The sequence below is a fragment of the Limnobacter sp. 130 genome (assembly GCF_902506325.1).
Taxonomy (GTDB): domain Bacteria; phylum Pseudomonadota; class Gammaproteobacteria; order Burkholderiales; family Burkholderiaceae_B; genus Limnobacter.
Genome location: NZ_LR732330.1, coordinates 131,735 through 148,820, shown reverse-complemented (window position 1 = coordinate 148,820; position 17,086 = coordinate 131,735). Strand labels below are relative to the sequence as shown.

General features: G+C 51.1%; 15 protein-coding genes and 2 tRNA genes. 7 read left to right on the top strand and 10 right to left on the bottom strand.

What is annotated here, in order from left to right:
* The first annotated feature begins 210 nt into the window (after positions 1–210).
* Positions 211–1,701: an OmpP1/FadL family transporter gene (locus FRIGORI9N_RS09690; RefSeq protein ID WP_236550858.1), complete on the top strand. Its 1,491-nt coding sequence runs from the start codon at positions 211–213 to the stop codon at positions 1,699–1,701.
* Here FRIGORI9N_RS09690 and FRIGORI9N_RS09685 read toward each other — a convergent pair whose 3' ends face one another.
* From FRIGORI9N_RS09685 to FRIGORI9N_RS09660, 6 genes are all read right to left on the bottom strand, one after another.
* Complete coding sequence (locus FRIGORI9N_RS09685; RefSeq protein ID WP_159570135.1) at positions 1,702–3,120, bottom strand: efflux transporter outer membrane subunit; 1,419 nt, start codon at positions 3,118–3,120, stop codon at positions 1,702–1,704.
* Positions 3,117–6,245, bottom strand: coding sequence for an efflux RND transporter permease subunit (locus FRIGORI9N_RS09680; protein ID WP_159570133.1), 3,129 nt, complete (start codon positions 6,243–6,245; stop codon positions 3,117–3,119). Before FRIGORI9N_RS09680 ends, FRIGORI9N_RS09685 begins: the two co-directional genes overlap by 4 nt.
* The gene (locus tag FRIGORI9N_RS09675) at positions 6,242–7,321 is read right to left on the bottom strand and encodes an efflux RND transporter periplasmic adaptor subunit (protein ID WP_159570131.1); all 1,080 of its coding nucleotides are present in this window, start codon (positions 7,319–7,321) and stop codon (positions 6,242–6,244) included. Before FRIGORI9N_RS09675 ends, FRIGORI9N_RS09680 begins: the two co-directional genes overlap by 4 nt.
* A 144-nt stretch (positions 7,322–7,465) precedes the next feature.
* Positions 7,466–7,669, bottom strand: coding sequence for a hypothetical protein (locus FRIGORI9N_RS09670; RefSeq protein ID WP_159570129.1), 204 nt, complete (start codon positions 7,667–7,669; stop codon positions 7,466–7,468).
* Positions 7,670–7,737: 68 nt separating this feature from the next.
* A tRNA-Glu gene (locus FRIGORI9N_RS09665) sits at positions 7,738–7,813 on the bottom strand.
* A gap of 16 nt (positions 7,814–7,829) precedes the next feature.
* Positions 7,830–7,905 (bottom strand) — tRNA-Ala (locus tag FRIGORI9N_RS09660).
* A gap of 190 nt (positions 7,906–8,095) precedes the next feature.
* Here FRIGORI9N_RS09660 and FRIGORI9N_RS09655 point away from each other — a divergent pair.
* The 4 genes from FRIGORI9N_RS09655 (at position 8,096) to FRIGORI9N_RS09640 (ending at position 11,224) form a co-directional block, all read left to right on the top strand.
* Positions 8,096–8,662: an NUDIX hydrolase gene (locus FRIGORI9N_RS09655; protein WP_159570127.1), complete on the top strand. Its 567-nt coding sequence runs from the start codon at positions 8,096–8,098 to the stop codon at positions 8,660–8,662.
* Positions 8,659–9,387: a leucyl/phenylalanyl-tRNA--protein transferase gene (aat, locus tag FRIGORI9N_RS09650; RefSeq protein WP_159570125.1), complete on the top strand. Its 729-nt coding sequence runs from the start codon at positions 8,659–8,661 to the stop codon at positions 9,385–9,387. The genes FRIGORI9N_RS09655 and aat overlap by 4 nt, the downstream gene beginning before the upstream one ends.
* Positions 9,374–10,111: an arginyltransferase gene (locus FRIGORI9N_RS09645; protein WP_159570123.1), complete on the top strand. Its 738-nt coding sequence runs from the start codon at positions 9,374–9,376 to the stop codon at positions 10,109–10,111. The genes aat and FRIGORI9N_RS09645 overlap by 14 nt, the downstream gene beginning before the upstream one ends.
* Before the next feature lie 63 nt (positions 10,112–10,174).
* Complete coding sequence (locus FRIGORI9N_RS09640) at positions 10,175–11,224, top strand: quinone-dependent dihydroorotate dehydrogenase (protein ID WP_201301467.1); 1,050 nt, start codon at positions 10,175–10,177, stop codon at positions 11,222–11,224.
* Between the two features lie 3 nt (positions 11,225–11,227).
* Here FRIGORI9N_RS09640 and FRIGORI9N_RS09635 read toward each other — a convergent pair whose 3' ends face one another.
* Together FRIGORI9N_RS09635 and FRIGORI9N_RS09630 are read right to left on the bottom strand one after the other, a co-directional pair.
* Complete coding sequence (locus tag FRIGORI9N_RS09635; RefSeq protein ID WP_159570121.1) at positions 11,228–12,637, bottom strand: LutB/LldF family L-lactate oxidation iron-sulfur protein; 1,410 nt, start codon at positions 12,635–12,637, stop codon at positions 11,228–11,230.
* A gap of 17 nt (positions 12,638–12,654) precedes the next feature.
* Positions 12,655–13,395: a (Fe-S)-binding protein gene (locus tag FRIGORI9N_RS09630; protein WP_159570119.1), complete on the bottom strand. Its 741-nt coding sequence runs from the start codon at positions 13,393–13,395 to the stop codon at positions 12,655–12,657.
* Between the two features lie 138 nt (positions 13,396–13,533).
* Between FRIGORI9N_RS09630 and FRIGORI9N_RS09625 the strand changes: the two genes are divergently transcribed.
* Positions 13,534–14,334, top strand: coding sequence for an IclR family transcriptional regulator (locus FRIGORI9N_RS09625; protein WP_159570117.1), 801 nt, complete (start codon positions 13,534–13,536; stop codon positions 14,332–14,334).
* Position 14,335: 1 nt separating this feature from the next.
* Here FRIGORI9N_RS09625 and FRIGORI9N_RS09620 read toward each other — a convergent pair whose 3' ends face one another.
* The gene (locus FRIGORI9N_RS09620) at positions 14,336–15,217 is read right to left on the bottom strand and encodes a serine hydrolase (protein ID WP_236550857.1); all 882 of its coding nucleotides are present in this window, start codon (positions 15,215–15,217) and stop codon (positions 14,336–14,338) included.
* 135 nt (positions 15,218–15,352) lie between these two features.
* Complete coding sequence (locus FRIGORI9N_RS09615) at positions 15,353–16,312, bottom strand: histone deacetylase (protein WP_159570115.1); 960 nt, start codon at positions 16,310–16,312, stop codon at positions 15,353–15,355.
* Positions 16,313–16,462: 150 nt separating this feature from the next.
* On the opposite strand from FRIGORI9N_RS09615, the gene FRIGORI9N_RS09610 reads away from it, so the two are divergent.
* Entirely contained in the window at positions 16,463–17,017 is a 555-nt protein-coding gene (locus tag FRIGORI9N_RS09610; protein ID WP_159571743.1) for a phasin family protein, read from the top strand.
* Positions 17,018–17,086 lie beyond the last annotated feature (69 nt).

Sequence of the window (17,086 nt, the reverse complement as noted above, 5' to 3'; positions counted from 1 at the left end):
CAAGATTGGACTAACCCCACTGTGGGTGAACTACACGTTTTCGCCCTAGAATCAAGGCCAAGGCCGTCCTTTAGAGTATCCAATCTACTTCAATACCTGAAAGTAACATTTTTCAGCTTTGGTGATACACTGAAATGACTACATAAAAGTCACTACTTCGAGCTACCACCTCTTGCAAGTGAACTGACCAAAATACCGGAGACAACAGCAATGCATTCTTCTTCACGAAGGACGGATTTCCTTTTTCCATTGACCCGTGTGGCCGCTGCCACTTTGTTCGGCTTGGCCTACGGGACTTCCGCCCAAGCGGGTGGCACTGCATTTGACGCTACCAGTATCAGTGCAATGGGAAATGCCTCTGCCGGTCAAGCCGCAGAGGCCGGTGATGCATCGGTGTTGTTTGCCAACCCGGCAGCACTGACAAGGTTTAAACGCGCTGAATTAACCCAAGGTGCGGCAGTGATCGCGATTGGGACTGATTACACCTCGACCCAGAATAATGACGGCGCCGATTCCGGAGCGCCACAAGGTCAAAACGGCCAGGTATTCAGCCGCAAAGACGGCTACGATGCCGCTGCTTTGGCCCCCAACCTGTTTATTGCCATTCCGATCAATGAAAAACTGGTCATGGGCTTTGGTGCTTCAGCTTCACATGGTTTGGTGATTCACTACGATGAAAATTTCCCGGGACGCAACCAGGGGCGCGACATTGACTTCAAGGTAACACGACTGAATCTTGGATTTGGTTACAAATTAAGCCCCACTCTCTCCTGGGGTTTGAATGGCTCATATGAGCGCTACTTTCAGTCCATCAAGTTAAAACTGAATTATCGCGAAGCTGTTGAGGCCTTGGCACCTGGCTCCGCCGCGCTGATTGAGGGGCCTGCCGGTGCATTGATTGGGGCACCACCCATTCCCGGCGAGAGTAATGCGGGCCTGCGCATGTTTGGCTGGGCATTTAACGCGCAGTTGGGTGGTTTGTGGGAGCCCACTGAAAACACCCGTGTGGGCATTTCCTATCGGCCAAAAACTGAATTTACGGGCAATCGCGGTAAATTTAAACTGGATGACTCGCCAGAACAGGCAGCCTTTCGCGCATTCTTGAACAGTGACGGTCTGATCAACAATCTTGCATTTGGGGCACTGGGTGTAAACGGTCCTCAGGCAGCCGGTGACTTGGCACCCGAACAAATCATCAAACAGGAAATTACCTTACCCGATGAATTGCGGCTTTCTGTGTTTCACCATGCCACGCCCAAACTGGATTTAATGGCCACGTATACGCGCCAGGATTTCTCGGTGACCACTTTGAATTTTGTGCGCGAAAGCAATGGGCGAACACTGGAAAATATTCCGCAAAATTTTGTGGCTGCAGAATCGTACCGGGTTGGTTTGAATTACAAGCTTTACAAAAGGCTAACACTGCGTGCGGGCTACGCGATTGAAAACAGCGTCATTGACGATGAAACCCGAATCACGATTTTGCCTGACAGTGATCGACAATATTTTGCGTTTGGCGGGCAGTTCGATTTAAGCCGTGACACCAGCATTCACTTTGCTTACCAAAAACTGGACACTGACCCGGCACCGGTTGGAAACAACAAAGGCATTACACCACCTGAAGTTCGTGGTGGCGACTTTCGAGGCAATGTGCAACTGGACACTCACTTTTTTGGTGTCGGCATTACCGAACGGTTTTAATCAGGATTGCACACCCAGTGCTCGGAATAAACCAGCAATCAATGTTGCGTAATTGGTTTGTTCCGTAGCCAATGCCTGTTCGGCGTTGGCATAAACGCGCTGTGCGTCCACCACGTCCAGAAAGCTGATCAAGCCCAATTGGTAAAGGGCATCGGCTTGCTCAAAACTCCGTTTACTTGATACCACGGCCTTACCTAGCGCTGTTTGCCGGGACGTTGAGGCGTCGATGGCAGTTAATGCGTTCTCAACCTCTTGTGTAACCACCCGAAGTACCTGCTCATACTCGGCCAAAGCGCCTTCGGCGCGGGCCAACGCTGCATTCAATCTGGCATTTCTGGCACCACCGTCATACACCACCTGGTTCAATGCGGCAGCCAAAGAGCCGATCAGCAGGCTGGTCGCAGGGTTTGAATTGATGACGGTGCTTCCAATCTGAATATTGGCCATCAATTCAATGCTGGGATAAAAATCCGCTTGCGCCACGCCAACTTCAGCGGCGGCCTGGGAAAATCTCGCTTGCGCCAATTGAACATCGGGCCGGGCTTGAATGACTTGGAACGGCACGCTGACTGGAATACCCAATCGATATTCAGGCAAATTGCCCTCTGGCCTTAACAATTGTTCATAAGCACCGGGAAATTGACCGCTCAGGGTTGCCAAGCGGTGACGAGAATCTTGCAAAGCCCGTTGCAGAGGAGCAATGCTTGCTCTTAAATTCTCCACCGATGTTTCTGCGCGCCTTACATCAAGCTCGGGTGACAAACCACTTTCAAATCTGGCTTGAACAATTGCCAATGTTTTTTCCTGTAGCTCGACCGATTCCTTCAACATCGCCAATTGTTTCTGATTGCCACGCAAGCTCAAGTACTCTTGGGCAACAGCAGTACTGGTTGCGATGATCTGGGCTCGCAAACCTGCCTGTTCAGCCAAAAGGTTTGCAGCTGCCGCACGTACTTCTTGCTCAACCCGACCTGCCAGATCAAGTGGCAAAGTAAAACCGAGACCCAACAAGTTACGGCGTTCATCGCGAGCATTGTTACTGGAAGTGCTGTTGTTTCGATCTGATTTCTGGCCGCTGACCTCTGCATCCAGCTCGACCAAGAGGGAATCCCCTGCTTCGCTAAATTCCAGCAAGGCACGGGCCTCTTTAACGCGAGCTGCCGCAGCTGCGATTTGAAAATTGTTGTCAATGCTGGTGTTGACGAGCTGATTTAATACAGGATCGTTGAATCCTTCCCACCACCGAACACCAGCAATTCCAACGTCTTGAACGCTGCTTAAATTTTGCAGAATATCCTGTGCTACAAATTTTTCCGGTGGCCTGGTTTCAGACTTAGGTAAATCAGGCGGTGCGCTTGCACAAGCCGATAACAACGCAAGGGTCAATGTCAGCTTGAGTATCCAGGCGGTGCGCTTCATACGTCCACCTCGCCTTTTTTCAAACTGGTTTCATAAGCTTCAATTTCTTTGTCGAGCAATTCTGCGGCGTGTGCCCTTGGTTTCATGAAAGGCGCGATAAAGCTGTAGCCCATCGGAGCAAGATAAAGCGTAAATAAAGTGGAAAGCCCCAAACCACCCAACACCACCCAGGCAATGGCTTCACGCGCTTCGGCCCCGGGACCTGACATTAAAACCAAAGGAAGTACGCCCAATAAAGTGGATAGCACGGTCATCGCAATCGGGCGAAGCCGCATGCGTGCACCCTCCCGAATGGCCGAGTCAATGCTGTGTCCTTCATCGCGAAGCTGGTCCATCAATTCAACCAGCAAAATCGCATTTTTAGTCATCAAACCAATGAGCAGCACCAAGCCAATTTGACTAAACAGATTCAGCGATTGATTGGTAATCAGCAAGGCAAACACCGCGGCGGCAAGCCCGAATGGCACAGTGAACATCACCACCAAAGCACTGCCCACACTTTCAAATTGAGCTGCCAACACGAGGAACACCACAATGAGTGCAACAGCGAAAGTGATCAGCATTTCATTGGAGGATTCCTCCAGCGTGGCTGCTTCGCCAAGAAAAATTAAAGTCGATGTCGATGGCAGCGTAGCATCCGCGACCGCGCGGATTTGTTGCATCGTGGTACCCAAATCGGTACCCGGTGGAATGCCGATATTCAATTCCACCGCCCTGCGCTGGGCATGGCGGTCCAATTCAGCGGCCACTCCGCGTTCTTGTACGTTAATCATCGAGGCCAGTGGCACAAGCTGGCCTGTTTCACTGCTGGTATAAATGTTCAGCAAATCAAAGGGAGAATTCAAGCTGCCATTGCTGGAACCCAGCATTACGGGCACAGCCTGATCCCCCACACTTAAATCAAGCAACTGGTATTCGTCAGCCATAATTTGCAAAGTTTGGGTAACCCGGCTTACAGGCACCTGTAAGTCGCTGGCTTTCTCGCGATTAATTTCAAAGCCCAGTTCGGGCTGCGAAGTATCGTACTGAACGCGAACGTCCTGAACCGCATCAATCTGCTTGAGCAAGGCTTCTGCCAACAAGTCTGCATTGTTGGCCAGCACATCGTAATCATCGCCCAACAAGGCGATTTGCAAGCCGCCACCGCCACCACGAATGTTCAAGCTGCTTTCATTCCGGAAACGCACCTGTGCACCCGGGATACTCGAAAGCTCTTTACTCAATTTGGCTGCAAGTTCTTGTTGGCTTGTGTCGCGCTCGCTCCAGTCAGCCAAATTGGCCTGAATGGCCACGCGATTCTTGTCGTATCGGCCAACAATCGTGAACATATCAGTGATGAGTCCCTGCTCTTGATAGGGTCTCATGATGTTCTCGGCAATTTGCCCTTGTCTTCCGCTGTATTCGAGTGAGGCACCATCGGGCCCGGTAAAATCAACGACCAATCGCCCCCTGTCCTCTGGGGGTACCAGTTCTTGATTCAGCAGAGTAAACGTTAATCCACCAGCAAGTGCGACGCCGAGAAATACCAACAAAAAAACCAGTCTGTGATGCAAGAAACCATCAAGGGTACGGAAATATGCATTTGCAATTCGATCTCCGAACGCTTGAAGATGCCCCATCAAACGAGCGACTTGACCGGTAGAAGGCGCGTCCTCTTTCAGGAGTTTTGAAGCCAGCATGGGGCACAGGCTCAATGCAACAAAAGTACTGATGATGACCGCCATCGACAACACCATGCCGAACTCTCGAAACAGACGACCTGTTTCGCCAGGCAAAAAAGCAATTGGCAAAAATACCGCCACCAAAGAGGCAGTGGTCGCAATGACAGCAAAGAAAACCTGTTTCGTTCCCAGCAAAGAAGCCACCGTGATGCTTTCACCCAGTTTCTTGCGGCGTTGAATATTCTCGAGCACCACAATGGCATCATCCACGATCAGGCCGGTGGCCAACACCAAGGCAAGAAGAGTCAGCATATTGACTGAAAAGCCGGCCAACCAGATCGCCGCCAAAGTGCCCACCAGCGAGACAGGCATGGTGACGGCAGGAATGAGCACCGCCTTCCACTGCCCTAAAAACACAGCAATAACAATCAACACCACCACAACGGCAAACATCAACGACATCAGTACTTCTTGCAATGCACCTTTAATGAATACTGAATCGTCGGAAATCACGATGACTTGCAAGTCCTTGGACTGCCCATTGATCTGCGCCATCCGCTTTTTCACATCGCTGGCGATCGCAATGGTGTTGCCGCCAGCCTGCCGCAAAACACCCATACCGATCACGGCACGCCCGTTCAACAGGGAGTACGATTCAGCCGACATGGGGCCGTAATAAACCTCGGCCACATCGCGAACCCGTACGCCATTTTTGATCAATATGGAATTAATGGCTTCAGTGTCAATGGTGGAGGCATTTGCACGCACCAACAGCTCTTGTTTGCCCGACAAATAACTGCCTGCCGGGACATCCAGGTTCATGGTCTCCAGACTACTCAGCACGTCGGTGGCCACCATGCCATAGCGGGCCAGCTTTGCAGGGTCCAGAAGCACCCGCAGCACACGGGGTTGACTGCCATTCAACGGAACATCTGCAACGCCATCAATTGACACAAAGGCAGGCACCAAATCACGCTCAACGCGTTCAGCAAGATCCTGTATGGCCAAGGTGTTGCTGTACACGGCAAGCTGAACCACGGGCCGAGCATCGTCGTCAGCCTTGATCACCAAAAGTTGATCGAGGTTTTCCGGCAATTGGTTGGTAATTCGACTAACGGCCTCACGCACGTCGTTGGCGGCCACATTGACATCGATATCCGGTGAAAACTCCATGCGCACCCGCATATTGTTTTCCTCGCTCGAGCTTTGAATACGCAGCACCCCGGAGACGCGTGCAACAGCCCCTTCCACCTTGGACGTCACCTCGGCATCCATCGTGGTGGGCGATGCGCCCTGGTAAACTGCACGAACAACAACTACGGGTCGGTCGATGTCAGGCAACTCCCTCACCTCGACGCCGAAAATGCTGACAATGCCGGCGAGCATGATCAACAGATTCAGCACCACGACCAGCACTGGCCTTTTCAGCCCCAGTGCGGTTAAACCGTCCGTTGCGCGACTCATCGCAATGGGTCCTCAACCTGCTCGACACCGACACCTTCTGCAAGCCGCAAGCCACCTTCTACGACAACAATTTCACCTTCCGTGATATTGCCTTCGAGAAACACCCGACCCTGTCGTCGATCAGCCACACGCACATTCTCACGGTCCGCCTTACCATCACGGATCATCCAGACATAGGATCCTTCCCGATCCCACTGCAGAGCAATTTCAGGCACCGACGCCAGCATTTGTCCCTTGACTGCCATTTGCACAGCAAAGGACATTCCGGGGCGCAGTAAATCGTCGGGGTTGCTGATATTTGCCCGAACCCTCAACGAACGTTTTTCGGCATTCAGACGGCTGTCCAAGGCAACAACACGCGCTTTGAATTTCTGGCCTGGCACCGAGGGGGTGGTTGCCACAACCTCGATTTGTTCCATAGCAAGGGCACTTAGCTGGCCCACCAATGCCTCTGGAACTTCGAAATCGATGTAAATAATTTCACGGGAATCTACACCGGTAATTAAGACACCAGGTCCAATCCGCTGGCCTGGATCAATATCGGTAATTCCGACAACGCCAGCAAATGGCGCTCGAATTTGATGATTGGAAATGGCCAGCTTGGCCTGATCAACGGCAACTTGAGCAGCCTCGTAATCAGCTTGTGCTGAATCAACCTGGGTTTGGGGCACAGCTCCCTTGCCTACAGCCTGTTTGTATCGATCCAACAAACTTTTGGTGTTTTTGAGCTGCACTTCCGCGAGCCGTAGCGCAAGTTGCTCCTCGCGGTCATCCTGCTGAACAAGCAGATCGCCTTGTTTGACTTTCTGCTGCGGCTTGAACATCACTTTCGTGACTTTTTCATCCACAATTGCAAACACCTCGGCAGACTTGTCGGCCCAACCGGTTGCAATGGCACCAAATGAACTTCCAGTGGACTCAAGCTTTACAGCTTCAACCAATACTTTGGGCGCAGCGCCTTTGCTGCCCTGCTTCGACGCATTTTGAGATCGATCGCCCAGCAAGGTTTGAGAAACCGAGTAGGCCGCTCCCAGTGCAAGTACGAGAACAAGAAAATAAAACAGACGTTTGATCAAGCCTCAGGCTCCACTGCAGATACGACGAGAAAGGTTATCACGTATGAAAGTACCTACATCCAGACCAAGACGCAGCAAATAAGTTCGGATTTCCCCTAGTTGCGGGGGTAAACGATAGGAAAACTTGAAGCTTGATTCGGGATTTTAATCGTCGAGATCGTCATCGCTTACAGCATCAATGCCGGCCTCAACAACGGCACCGGTCACTTTAATACCCGTAGAGACAACCGCACCAGTGATTGAAATGGCAGCGCCAGCTGTGGCACTGACCACCGCGCAACCTTGAATGAAAGGCAAGGTACTGAAAACCAGAGAGAAGAGTACTGCTTTGTTCAAGATTGGACGCATAGTCGCCTCGAAGCCGTAAATGAAAAACGCCTCTGACCCTGTGGGTTAGAGGCGTTTTGTGCCAAATTTGGCATCCCCAACCGGATTCGAACCGGTGTTACCGCCGTGAAAGGGCGGTGTCCTAGGCCTCTAGACGATGGGGACCTAAAACTGTGTGCTTTGGTGGAGGTAAGCGGGATCGAACCGCTGACCTCTTGCATGCCATGCAAGCGCTCTCCCAGCTGAGCTATACCCCCGAAGCGAAGACCGAGATTATTAATTATTTCGTTTAACTTGTCAACAAACTGCTGATACTTTTTAAACAAAACTTTTAATTTTTTTTGCCTTCTGCCTGCATTGCCTCAGCAATTTGAGCAGCCCGAATTATACACATATTTGTCGGGTACACTGCAAGTGATTTTTTCAAAAAAAAGAAGCAAACAACAAATGAAATACTGCAGCACATGTGGCACCCAGCTTGAACTCCGAATTCCAGACGGCGATAACCGCGAACGCAGCTGTTGCCCCGGGTGCGGGGCCATTCACTACGTGAACCCGAAAATTGTGGTTGGCACCATTCCGACTTATCAGGGCAAGGTGCTGCTTTGCAAGCGGGCTATCGAACCCCGTTATGGCTTCTGGACACTACCAGCAGGCTTCATGGAATTGAACGAAACCACGCACCAGGGCGCAGCACGAGAAACCTGGGAAGAAGCTGGCGCCAAAATTGAACTGGGCCCCCTGTTCACCATGTTTGATGTAATCCGGGCCGAACAGGTTCACATCTTTTTCCGCGCCGAGATGCCTACCTCTACCTTTTGCGCAGGTGAAGAAAGCCTGGATGTGAAATTGTTTTCAGAAAATGAAATCCCATGGGATGAACTGGCTTTCAAAACCGTATCTAAAACACTCACCCTGTTTTTTGCAGACAGAAAAGCCGGGCGCTATTCCCTGCACACGGGCGATGTGTTCGACCACACTGACTGGACTGATTCGCAATTCAAGGCCGGATGACAAAAACCACTATTCCCTGGCTAGACTCACCAAGCGAATTCCCCGGCACAAGCCAGGCATTGGACTACCCTCCAGGGCTGCTTGCAGCCAGCATGGAGATCAATGCAGACTGGCTTGAAGCAAGTTATGCCCGTGGCATATTTCCCTGGTACTCCCAAGGCGAACCGGTACTTTGGTGGAGCACATCGCCCAGAGCGGTGCTTTACACCGCCGAATTCAAACTGCATCGGTCACTGGCAAAAGCCATACGGAAGATGCAAGGCACCCCTGGTAGCGCAATTCGTTTAAACACAGCCTTTACAGCAGTCATGCAGGCCTGTGCAGCGCCCCGCCCAGGACAAGACAGCACCTGGATCACAGATGAAGTCATTGCCGCATACACCGTGCTTCACCAGCGAGGCCTGGCCCACTCGGTGGAATATTGGGAAGGCGATCAATTGGTGGGCGGCCTGTATTGTGTAGCCTTGGGCAAGATGGTGTACGGTGAAAGCATGTTTGCCACAAAAACCGATGCCTCCAAAGTAGCCTTCGCTCATTTTGTGTATTGGCTAAAATCACAGAATGTGCACATAATTGATTGCCAGCAAGCCACCGGACACTTGATATCGATGGGGGCCCGTACGGTAAGCAGAAAGGTGTTTGAGACTGAAATGGTGAATTCCATTGTTCAGCCCACCTTGAATTGGGAACCTCGCGAACTTAAATGGACGTATGACCAGACCTAAGGAACTGCCCTTCTCCACATTGCAGTTTTACTCGACTGCACCTTATCCCTGCAGCTACCTGGACAATAGATTGGCCAGATCGCAGGTGGCTACCCCCAGCCATTTGATCAACGCCGATGTGTACAGTGAACTGGTGCGCATGGGCTTTCGTCGCAGCGGGCTGTTTACCTACAAGCCCCATTGCGATGGCTGTAACTCGTGCAAACCGCTGCGCCTGAAGGTGTCACAATTTCAAAGTAACCGCAGTCAACGCCGCACGTCAAAATCATTTTCCAGCCTGAAACCAAGCGTGCAGCGCCTTCACTTCAATTCCGAACATTACGCGCTTTACCTGAAATACCAATCTGCAAGGCACCATGGCGGCGGAATGGACGAAGACAGTCGCGAGCAGTATTCTCAATTTCTGTTGCAAACCCGCGTGAATTCACGCCTGGTGGAATTCAGAAACCCAGAAGGTAAATTGATGATGGTGTCGATCATCGACATTCTTACTGATGGCCTGTCCTCGGTGTATACCTTCTTCGACCCCGACGAGCGCAGCGGCCTGGGCGTCTACGGCGTGCTTTGGCAAATTGAACAATGCCGAGACCTGGAACTTCCCTACCTGTATTTGGGCTATTGGATCAAAGAAAGCGAGAAAATGGCCTACAAGGCCCGCTTTTCCTCCGCAGAAATTCTTCAAGACAATTTGTGGCAGCCCCTGCCTGAGCCAAGCGCCCCGTAAGGTCCTGAATTCCCCGTTACAATGCGGGCTGTTCATCCAATTTACCGGTGTTTAAGAACCGCCATGCTGCTGCCCTATTCGCTTGTTCGCCCTGCCCTGTTTGCGCTCGATCCAGAGAAAGCTCACCACGTCACATTCAGTAATTTGCAAATGTTGCGCAAGCTGGGTTTGCTGAAACTTTTTTCGCCCAAAGCCGTGGCCGACCCTGTGAAAGTCATGGGGATCGATTTCCCGAACCGCGTGGGTCTGGCGGCCGGGCTGGACAAAGACGCGGCCTACATCAGCGAACTGGGTTTAATGGGATTTGGTTTTCTCGAAGTCGGTACAGTGACCCCCAAGCCACAAGCTGGTAACCCGCAACCCCGCCTGTTTCGCCTGCCACAAGCCGATGCGCTGATTAACCGGATGGGCTTTAACAATGAAGGTGTTGACACGCTGATACAAAATGTAAAAGCCAGTAACTACCCAGGCGTGTTGGGAATCAACATTGGAAAAAATGCGATTACCCCAGTGGAAAATGCTGCCGACGATTATTTGAAGGCACTGGAAGCGATCTACCCCTACGCCACATACATTACAGTCAATATTTCCTCACCCAACACCAAAAATCTTCGCGATTTGCAAGGTGGTGACAGCCTTGATATTTTGCTGGGCGCTCTGAAAGAAAAACAAAAAGCACTGTCTGATGAACACGGCTTGTACAAACCCATGGCCTTGAAAATTGCGCCCGATCTGGATGACGATCAAATCGACGCTATTGCGAAGCGACTCATTCATTTCGGCTTTGACGGTGTGATTGCGACCAACACCACGATCGACAAAACCAGGGTGGCAAACCTTGCACATGGCGACGAGCAAGGTGGCTTGAGCGGTGCACCCGTACTGGAGAAATCAACCCACGTGATCAAACGCTTGTACGCCGAACTGGGCGATGACATTCCAATTATCGGCGTGGGCGGAATTTCCAGCGGCGAGCATGCAGTAGAAAAAATTCGCGCCGGCGCAAAGTTGGTTCAAATTTACACCGGGCTGATTTACAAAGGTCCTGAGCTGGTGACCGAGTGCGCAGCCACCATACGCATGAACTGTAAACCGCACCTGCTGAAAAAATAATACTTATTTTTTCTTGCGTTGCTGATACAGATTCGAGAAAGTTTCTCCGGTGGGCACCGGAAAATCACGTTGATCGGTCCAACCACTGGCGCCAGGCAAACTGTGAATTCCGCCTTTGCGTTTACCCCACCACGACATGGCCTTGATACCAATACGTGACAGCAAGCGATACAAGCTTGGTCGTTGCGCCACAAAAGCCCAAACCTTGAATGCTGCTTTCTCCTGCCACGGACGCAAACCACGCGAAAACTGCTGCTCGCGCAGCTTGCGAAGCAAATCGGGTAGCGGAATTTTTACTGGGCAGACCACATGGCATTCGCCACACAAAGTAGCCGCTTGCGGCAAATCAAGCGCCTTTTCTATGCCTGTGTAGCTCGGTGTAAGCACTGAACCCATGGGGCCCGGGTACACCCACCCATAGGCGTGCCCGCCAATTTTCTGGTACACGGGGCAATGGTTCATGCAGGCACCACATTTGATGCAACGAAGCATTTCTTCAAACTCACCACCCAGCAAGCCGGTGCGGCCCCCATCCAGAATCACGAAGTACATGTGCTCGGGACCGTCCAGGTCACCCTCGCGCTTCGGGCCAGTCAACAACGACACATAATTTGAAATACTTTGTCCGGTTGCCGAGCGCGGCAAAAGGCGAATCAAGGTAGCAAAGTCCTCAAGCGTGGGCACCACTTTCTCTACACCGGTAATGGCGACATGTACGCGGGGGTTGATGGTGCACATGCCCTCGTTGCCTTCATTGGTTACCAAGGCCACAGAACCTGTTTCAGCAATCACGAAATTGCCGCCAGTGACACCCATATCGGCCGCCAAGAACTGGGGGCGCAGAATTTCACGGGCCTCACGAGTCATTTCAGCAATGTCGGTCTTTCGTGGCAAATGGTGGTGCTTCTCAAACAGATCTGCCACCTGCTCCTTGTCTTTGTGCACCACTGGCGCAATGATATGGCTGGGCCGCTCATTGTCATTGATCTGAAGAATGTACTCGCCCAGATCAGTTTCGCGGACTTTCACATCGGCAGCTTCAAGCGCCTTGTTTAGCGCCATTTCCTCGGTCACCATTGACTTCGATTTAATCACCGATTTCACGTTGTGCTTCTTGGCGATCTTTACGACTAATTGGGCCGCTTCTTGTGGCGTGCGTGCAAACAAAACTTTGGCGCCAGTCTCGGCTGCTTTTTGCTCAAACAGTTCGAGCCACACATCCAGATTTTTGATGCTGCGGTTGCGAATTTCCACAGCCGCTGAACGTGTGCCTTCAAAATCCTCAAGCTCAAGAATGCTGGTGGCACGCGCATTTACAAACTTGGATGAAAGTCGCTTGAGGTTTTCCTGCAAGCGTGGGTCATTCAACTTCTCGCTTGCCTTGCGCTCAAAAAACATGCTTTGTACTTGCATGGTGTTACTGCCCCGCTTTAAATTTGACCGGGCTTTCGGCCCGTGAGCAACTCGGCCACGTGCAACACCTGTGTGTTGTCACCCATGCGGCGCAATCGTCCCTCAATGTTCAACATACAACCCAAGTCGCCAAGCACCACAGCCTGTGCGCCGGTGGCTTTAACCTGTTCACATTTGTCTGTACAAATTGCGCTGGACACCTCACCGTATTTCAAGGCAAAGGTACCGCCGAAACCGCAACATTGCCGACTGTCTTTCATTTCCAGAATTTCTACGCCGCCCATTTTTCCAATTAAGGTACGGGGTTGCTTTTGCACACCCAACTCGCGCAGCCCACTACAAGAATCGTGATAAGTAACCTGCTTAAGTTCCGACACACCCAATTTGATTTTGTCCACCCCCAGCACGTTGACCAAAAAATCCGTGAGCTCATAGGTCCGTGCAGCAAGCCTTGCGGCTCGAATTTTCAGATCGGGATCGTTTTTAAACACCTCGGTGTAGTGGGTTTTGGTCATGCCGGCACAAGAACCCGATGGGGCAACCACATAGTCAAACTGCTCAAACTCCGCAAGCCACTTCTGGGCAAGTTTGTGCGTACTTTCTTTGTCACCAGAATTCCAGGCTGGCTGTCCACAACAGGTTTGAGCTTGAGGCACCACGACCTCGCAACCTGCTGACTCCAGCAATTCGATGGTTGAGAAACCGATTGAAGGCCGCATGGAATCCACGAGGCAGGTAACAAACAAACCGACGCGCAAGGCATTTCCCCAAAAAATCTAAAAGCCACTCAAGTGTATGCAGCAAGCCGCTTTCAAGCCAGTAGTGATAACCATAACGAGTGACGTATTTCACAATATGGTTTAAACTTCCCACTGCATGAAAAGGAACTACCCCGTATGAGCGAAGAGTCGATTGGACGCACCAGTATTCAGGTGATTGAACGAATGATGCAATTGCTGGACGCATTGGCTGAACACCAGGACCCTGTTGCATTGAAAGACTTGGCCCGCGATACCAAGCTGCACCCTTCCACAGCACACCGGATTTTGAATGATCTCGTGGCTTGCCGACTGGTTGACCGCACCGACCCTGGCTTGTACCGACTTGGCATGCGTTTGCTCGAATTGGGCAATTTGGTGAAAGCCCGCTTGAACGTGCGTGATGCTGCCCTGGAATTAATGCGCAAACTGCACCGCCTGACCGGGCAAACCGTGAATTTATCGGTTCGGCAGGGTGACGAAATTGTTTATGTGGATCGCGCTTACAGCGAGCGCTCGGGCATGCAGGTGGTGCGAGCCATTGGCGGTCGTGCCCCTTTGCACCTTACTTCCACCGGGAAACTATTTCTTGCCAGTGAATCGCCAGAGAATTTAAAGCTGTATTCGGACCGTACGACTTTGCGCGGCACCACGTTAAATAGCCTGACTACACTCGACAAGCTGGAAAAAGAACTGCTGCTGGTAAGAACGGAAGGATTTGCACGGGACAATGAAGAACTGGAAATGGGCGTTCGCTGCATGGCGGCGGGCATTTATGATGATTCATCCAAACTGATTGCGGGTTTGTCCATTTCTGCGCCAGCGGACCGAATTCAGGAAGACTGGCTTCAGGAGTTGATTCACACAGCGCAAAGAATTAGCGCATCGCTAGGCTGGCAGGGCCGCGTGACCCCACCTAGCGGGCGATTCAGGCTTTAACCTATTTTGTGACGTACGTGGCGGCACTGGGCGCCACGGCCATGACGTACTCTCGAATACGTTCCGCATCAGCGAATCGGGCCTGAGAGCCCAAAGCATCAAGCAGTACGATCACCAAGTTACGATCCCCAACGCGCGCTTTCATGACCAGACAGCGCCCAGCTTCATTGATAAAGCCAGTTTTCTGAACCTGAATGTCCCATTCCTTGTTTTTGATCAGGCGATTGGTATTTCGAAAGTTCAACTGCCCTTTACCCGACTGCACAGAAAATTGCGGATCAGTCGAAAATTGTCGAATCAAAGGAAAACGCTGAGCATGGAGCACCATGCGCGCCAAATCGTTGGCGCTTGATTTGTTCTCAACCGACAAACCTGTGGTTTCCGCAAAATTGGTATTGAGCATTTGCAGCGAAGCAGCACGACGATTCATTTGAGCCACACAGGCTGCCAAACCACCGGGATAGCTACGTCCAAGTGCGGAAGCCGCACGATTCTCGGAAGCCATGAGCGCCAAATGAATAAGCTCGCGGCGGGTGAACTCACTACCGGGCTTCAAGCGTGAACGGGTGTTTTTGTAGTAGTCGATGTCGTCTGTTGTTATGGTGATGACGTCATCCAGATCAAGCCCTGCCTCTAGCGTCACCACCACGGTCATGATTTTCGTAATCGATGCGATGGGAACCACTGCGGATGGGTTTTTGGCATAAAGCACTTCAAGAGAATCAGCATCTGCCACCAAGGCAACCGAACTGTTGAGAGAAAGCGGGTCGTGCGCTTCTTTCAAATTGACTCTTTCGGCCTGGCCGGGCGCTGCCTGAACCGAATGGCTGAACACCATGGAAAAAGCAAGAAGTGTTGAGCCAAGTAATGCTTGATAGATCATGGTGCTTTATCTTTATTATTTGAACAAATGTTTCGTTGAATTCTACGCAGATTTAGCTGAACCGCCAAGGGTCCAGATCGAGTGATAACAGGGTTTTAAGTCATCTAATTCGAGCGATTTCTTAAATCTACCTGCCTAGCGTAGTTTTTGATGTTGTTGACTGTATTCGGCCAAACGTTCAATGACCCCGAGTTGCAAGTCTGTTAAATGATCAAGATCGGGAAAGTATCCCCCGGCCATGACCGCCGCCACGGGTAATTTACGTTGTTGAGCCCACTGCAAAACCATTCGGTCGCGTTGCTCGATACCATCGTCACTCAGGGCCAGTTTGCCCAAACGGTCCGCTTGATGAACATCAAGCCCAGCGACATACAAAACAAGATCGGGCGTAAAGCACTGCTCAATCCGGGATAAAGACTTATCCAGCAGTGTGAGATATTCAGCATCGCCAGTTCCGTCGGGCAATTCGATGTCCAAGTCACTTTTTTCTTTCTGGAAAGGATAGTTTTTCTCGCCATGCATCGAAAAAGTAAACACACTGGGGTCGTTTCTCAAAATTTCGGCTGTGCCATCGCCCTGATGCACATCCAGGTCAATCACCAGCACGTGGTGACCACCACGGGATGAGATTGACCCGTTTTGGGCTGAGTTTAACCATGCAATTGCATCGGTTTGATAAACACGCGCAGCCACTGCCAAATCGTTGAATACACAAAACCCACCGCCCTTGCTGCGCTTGGCATGGTGAGTACCCCCTGCCAAATTAACAGAAGCACCGTGCTGCAGCGCACTTCGAACAGCAGCCACGGTGGCTCCCACAGACCTTCGGGAACGCTCCACCATTCGATCTGACCAGGGAAAACCGATGCCTCGTTGCTCATCTTTCGAAACATTGCCCGTTTCTATGCGCTCTATATAGTTTGGGCAATGCGCCAAGGCCAATTGACCGGGCGTGGCTGCGTCTGGAATAGATAGCCTTGCAAAACAGGCACTTAAAGACACTTTGTCCCGGAGAATTCGATATTTCTCCATTGGGAACCGATGGCCCGGGGGCAAAGGCAGCACAAACTCATCGGTGTAGAACGCGTCAATCATGATTAATACAACAGAAGCAAGTCGAATTATTGCAATGCAACATTTTTATTGACATGAGATTTTTTTTCGGTAGAATTCAATTTGTGCACCGCATCAATCGGTGTTCGACAAACAACCCTAGTGGTACGAAACCTGACGGAGCAAACTATGATGATGACCCCCGAACAATTTCTTGACGTTCAAAAAGCCAACCTTGAAAAGATCCTGGGTCTTAGCCAGCAATCGTTCAGCAACGTTGAAAAAGTAGTTGAACTGAATCTTAACGCTGTTAAAGCCTACATGGAAGATAGTGTTGAGGCCGTTAAAGCCTTGTCTTCTGCAAAAGACATTCAAGACTTCGTTGCGATATCAACATCAGTTACACAACCCTTGTCAGAAAAAGCTGTTTCCTACAGCAAAGACCTGTACTCCCTGTCTTCTGGCATCGCTTCTGAAGCGGCCAAGCTGGTTGAAGAGCAAGTGTCTGAGAACAACAAAAAATTCGTTGAGCTGTTTGAATCAGCCAGCAAAAATGCGCCTGCCGGCTCAGAAAGTGCTGTAGCACTGATGAAATCAGCAATTACCGCAGCAAACACTGCTTACGACAGCGTAAGCAAGGCCACCAAACAAGCTGTTGAAATGGCAGAAGCCAACGTGGAAGCCGCAACCAAGGCAACCATCAAGGCCACCAACACAGCCACTACAAAGGCCCGCAAAGCAGCTTGATCGCAAGCTAATTTGCCTGTAAAGATGTCTCCTCGTTCCTCCTGGAACGAATTCTCAAAGCCTGCCCTC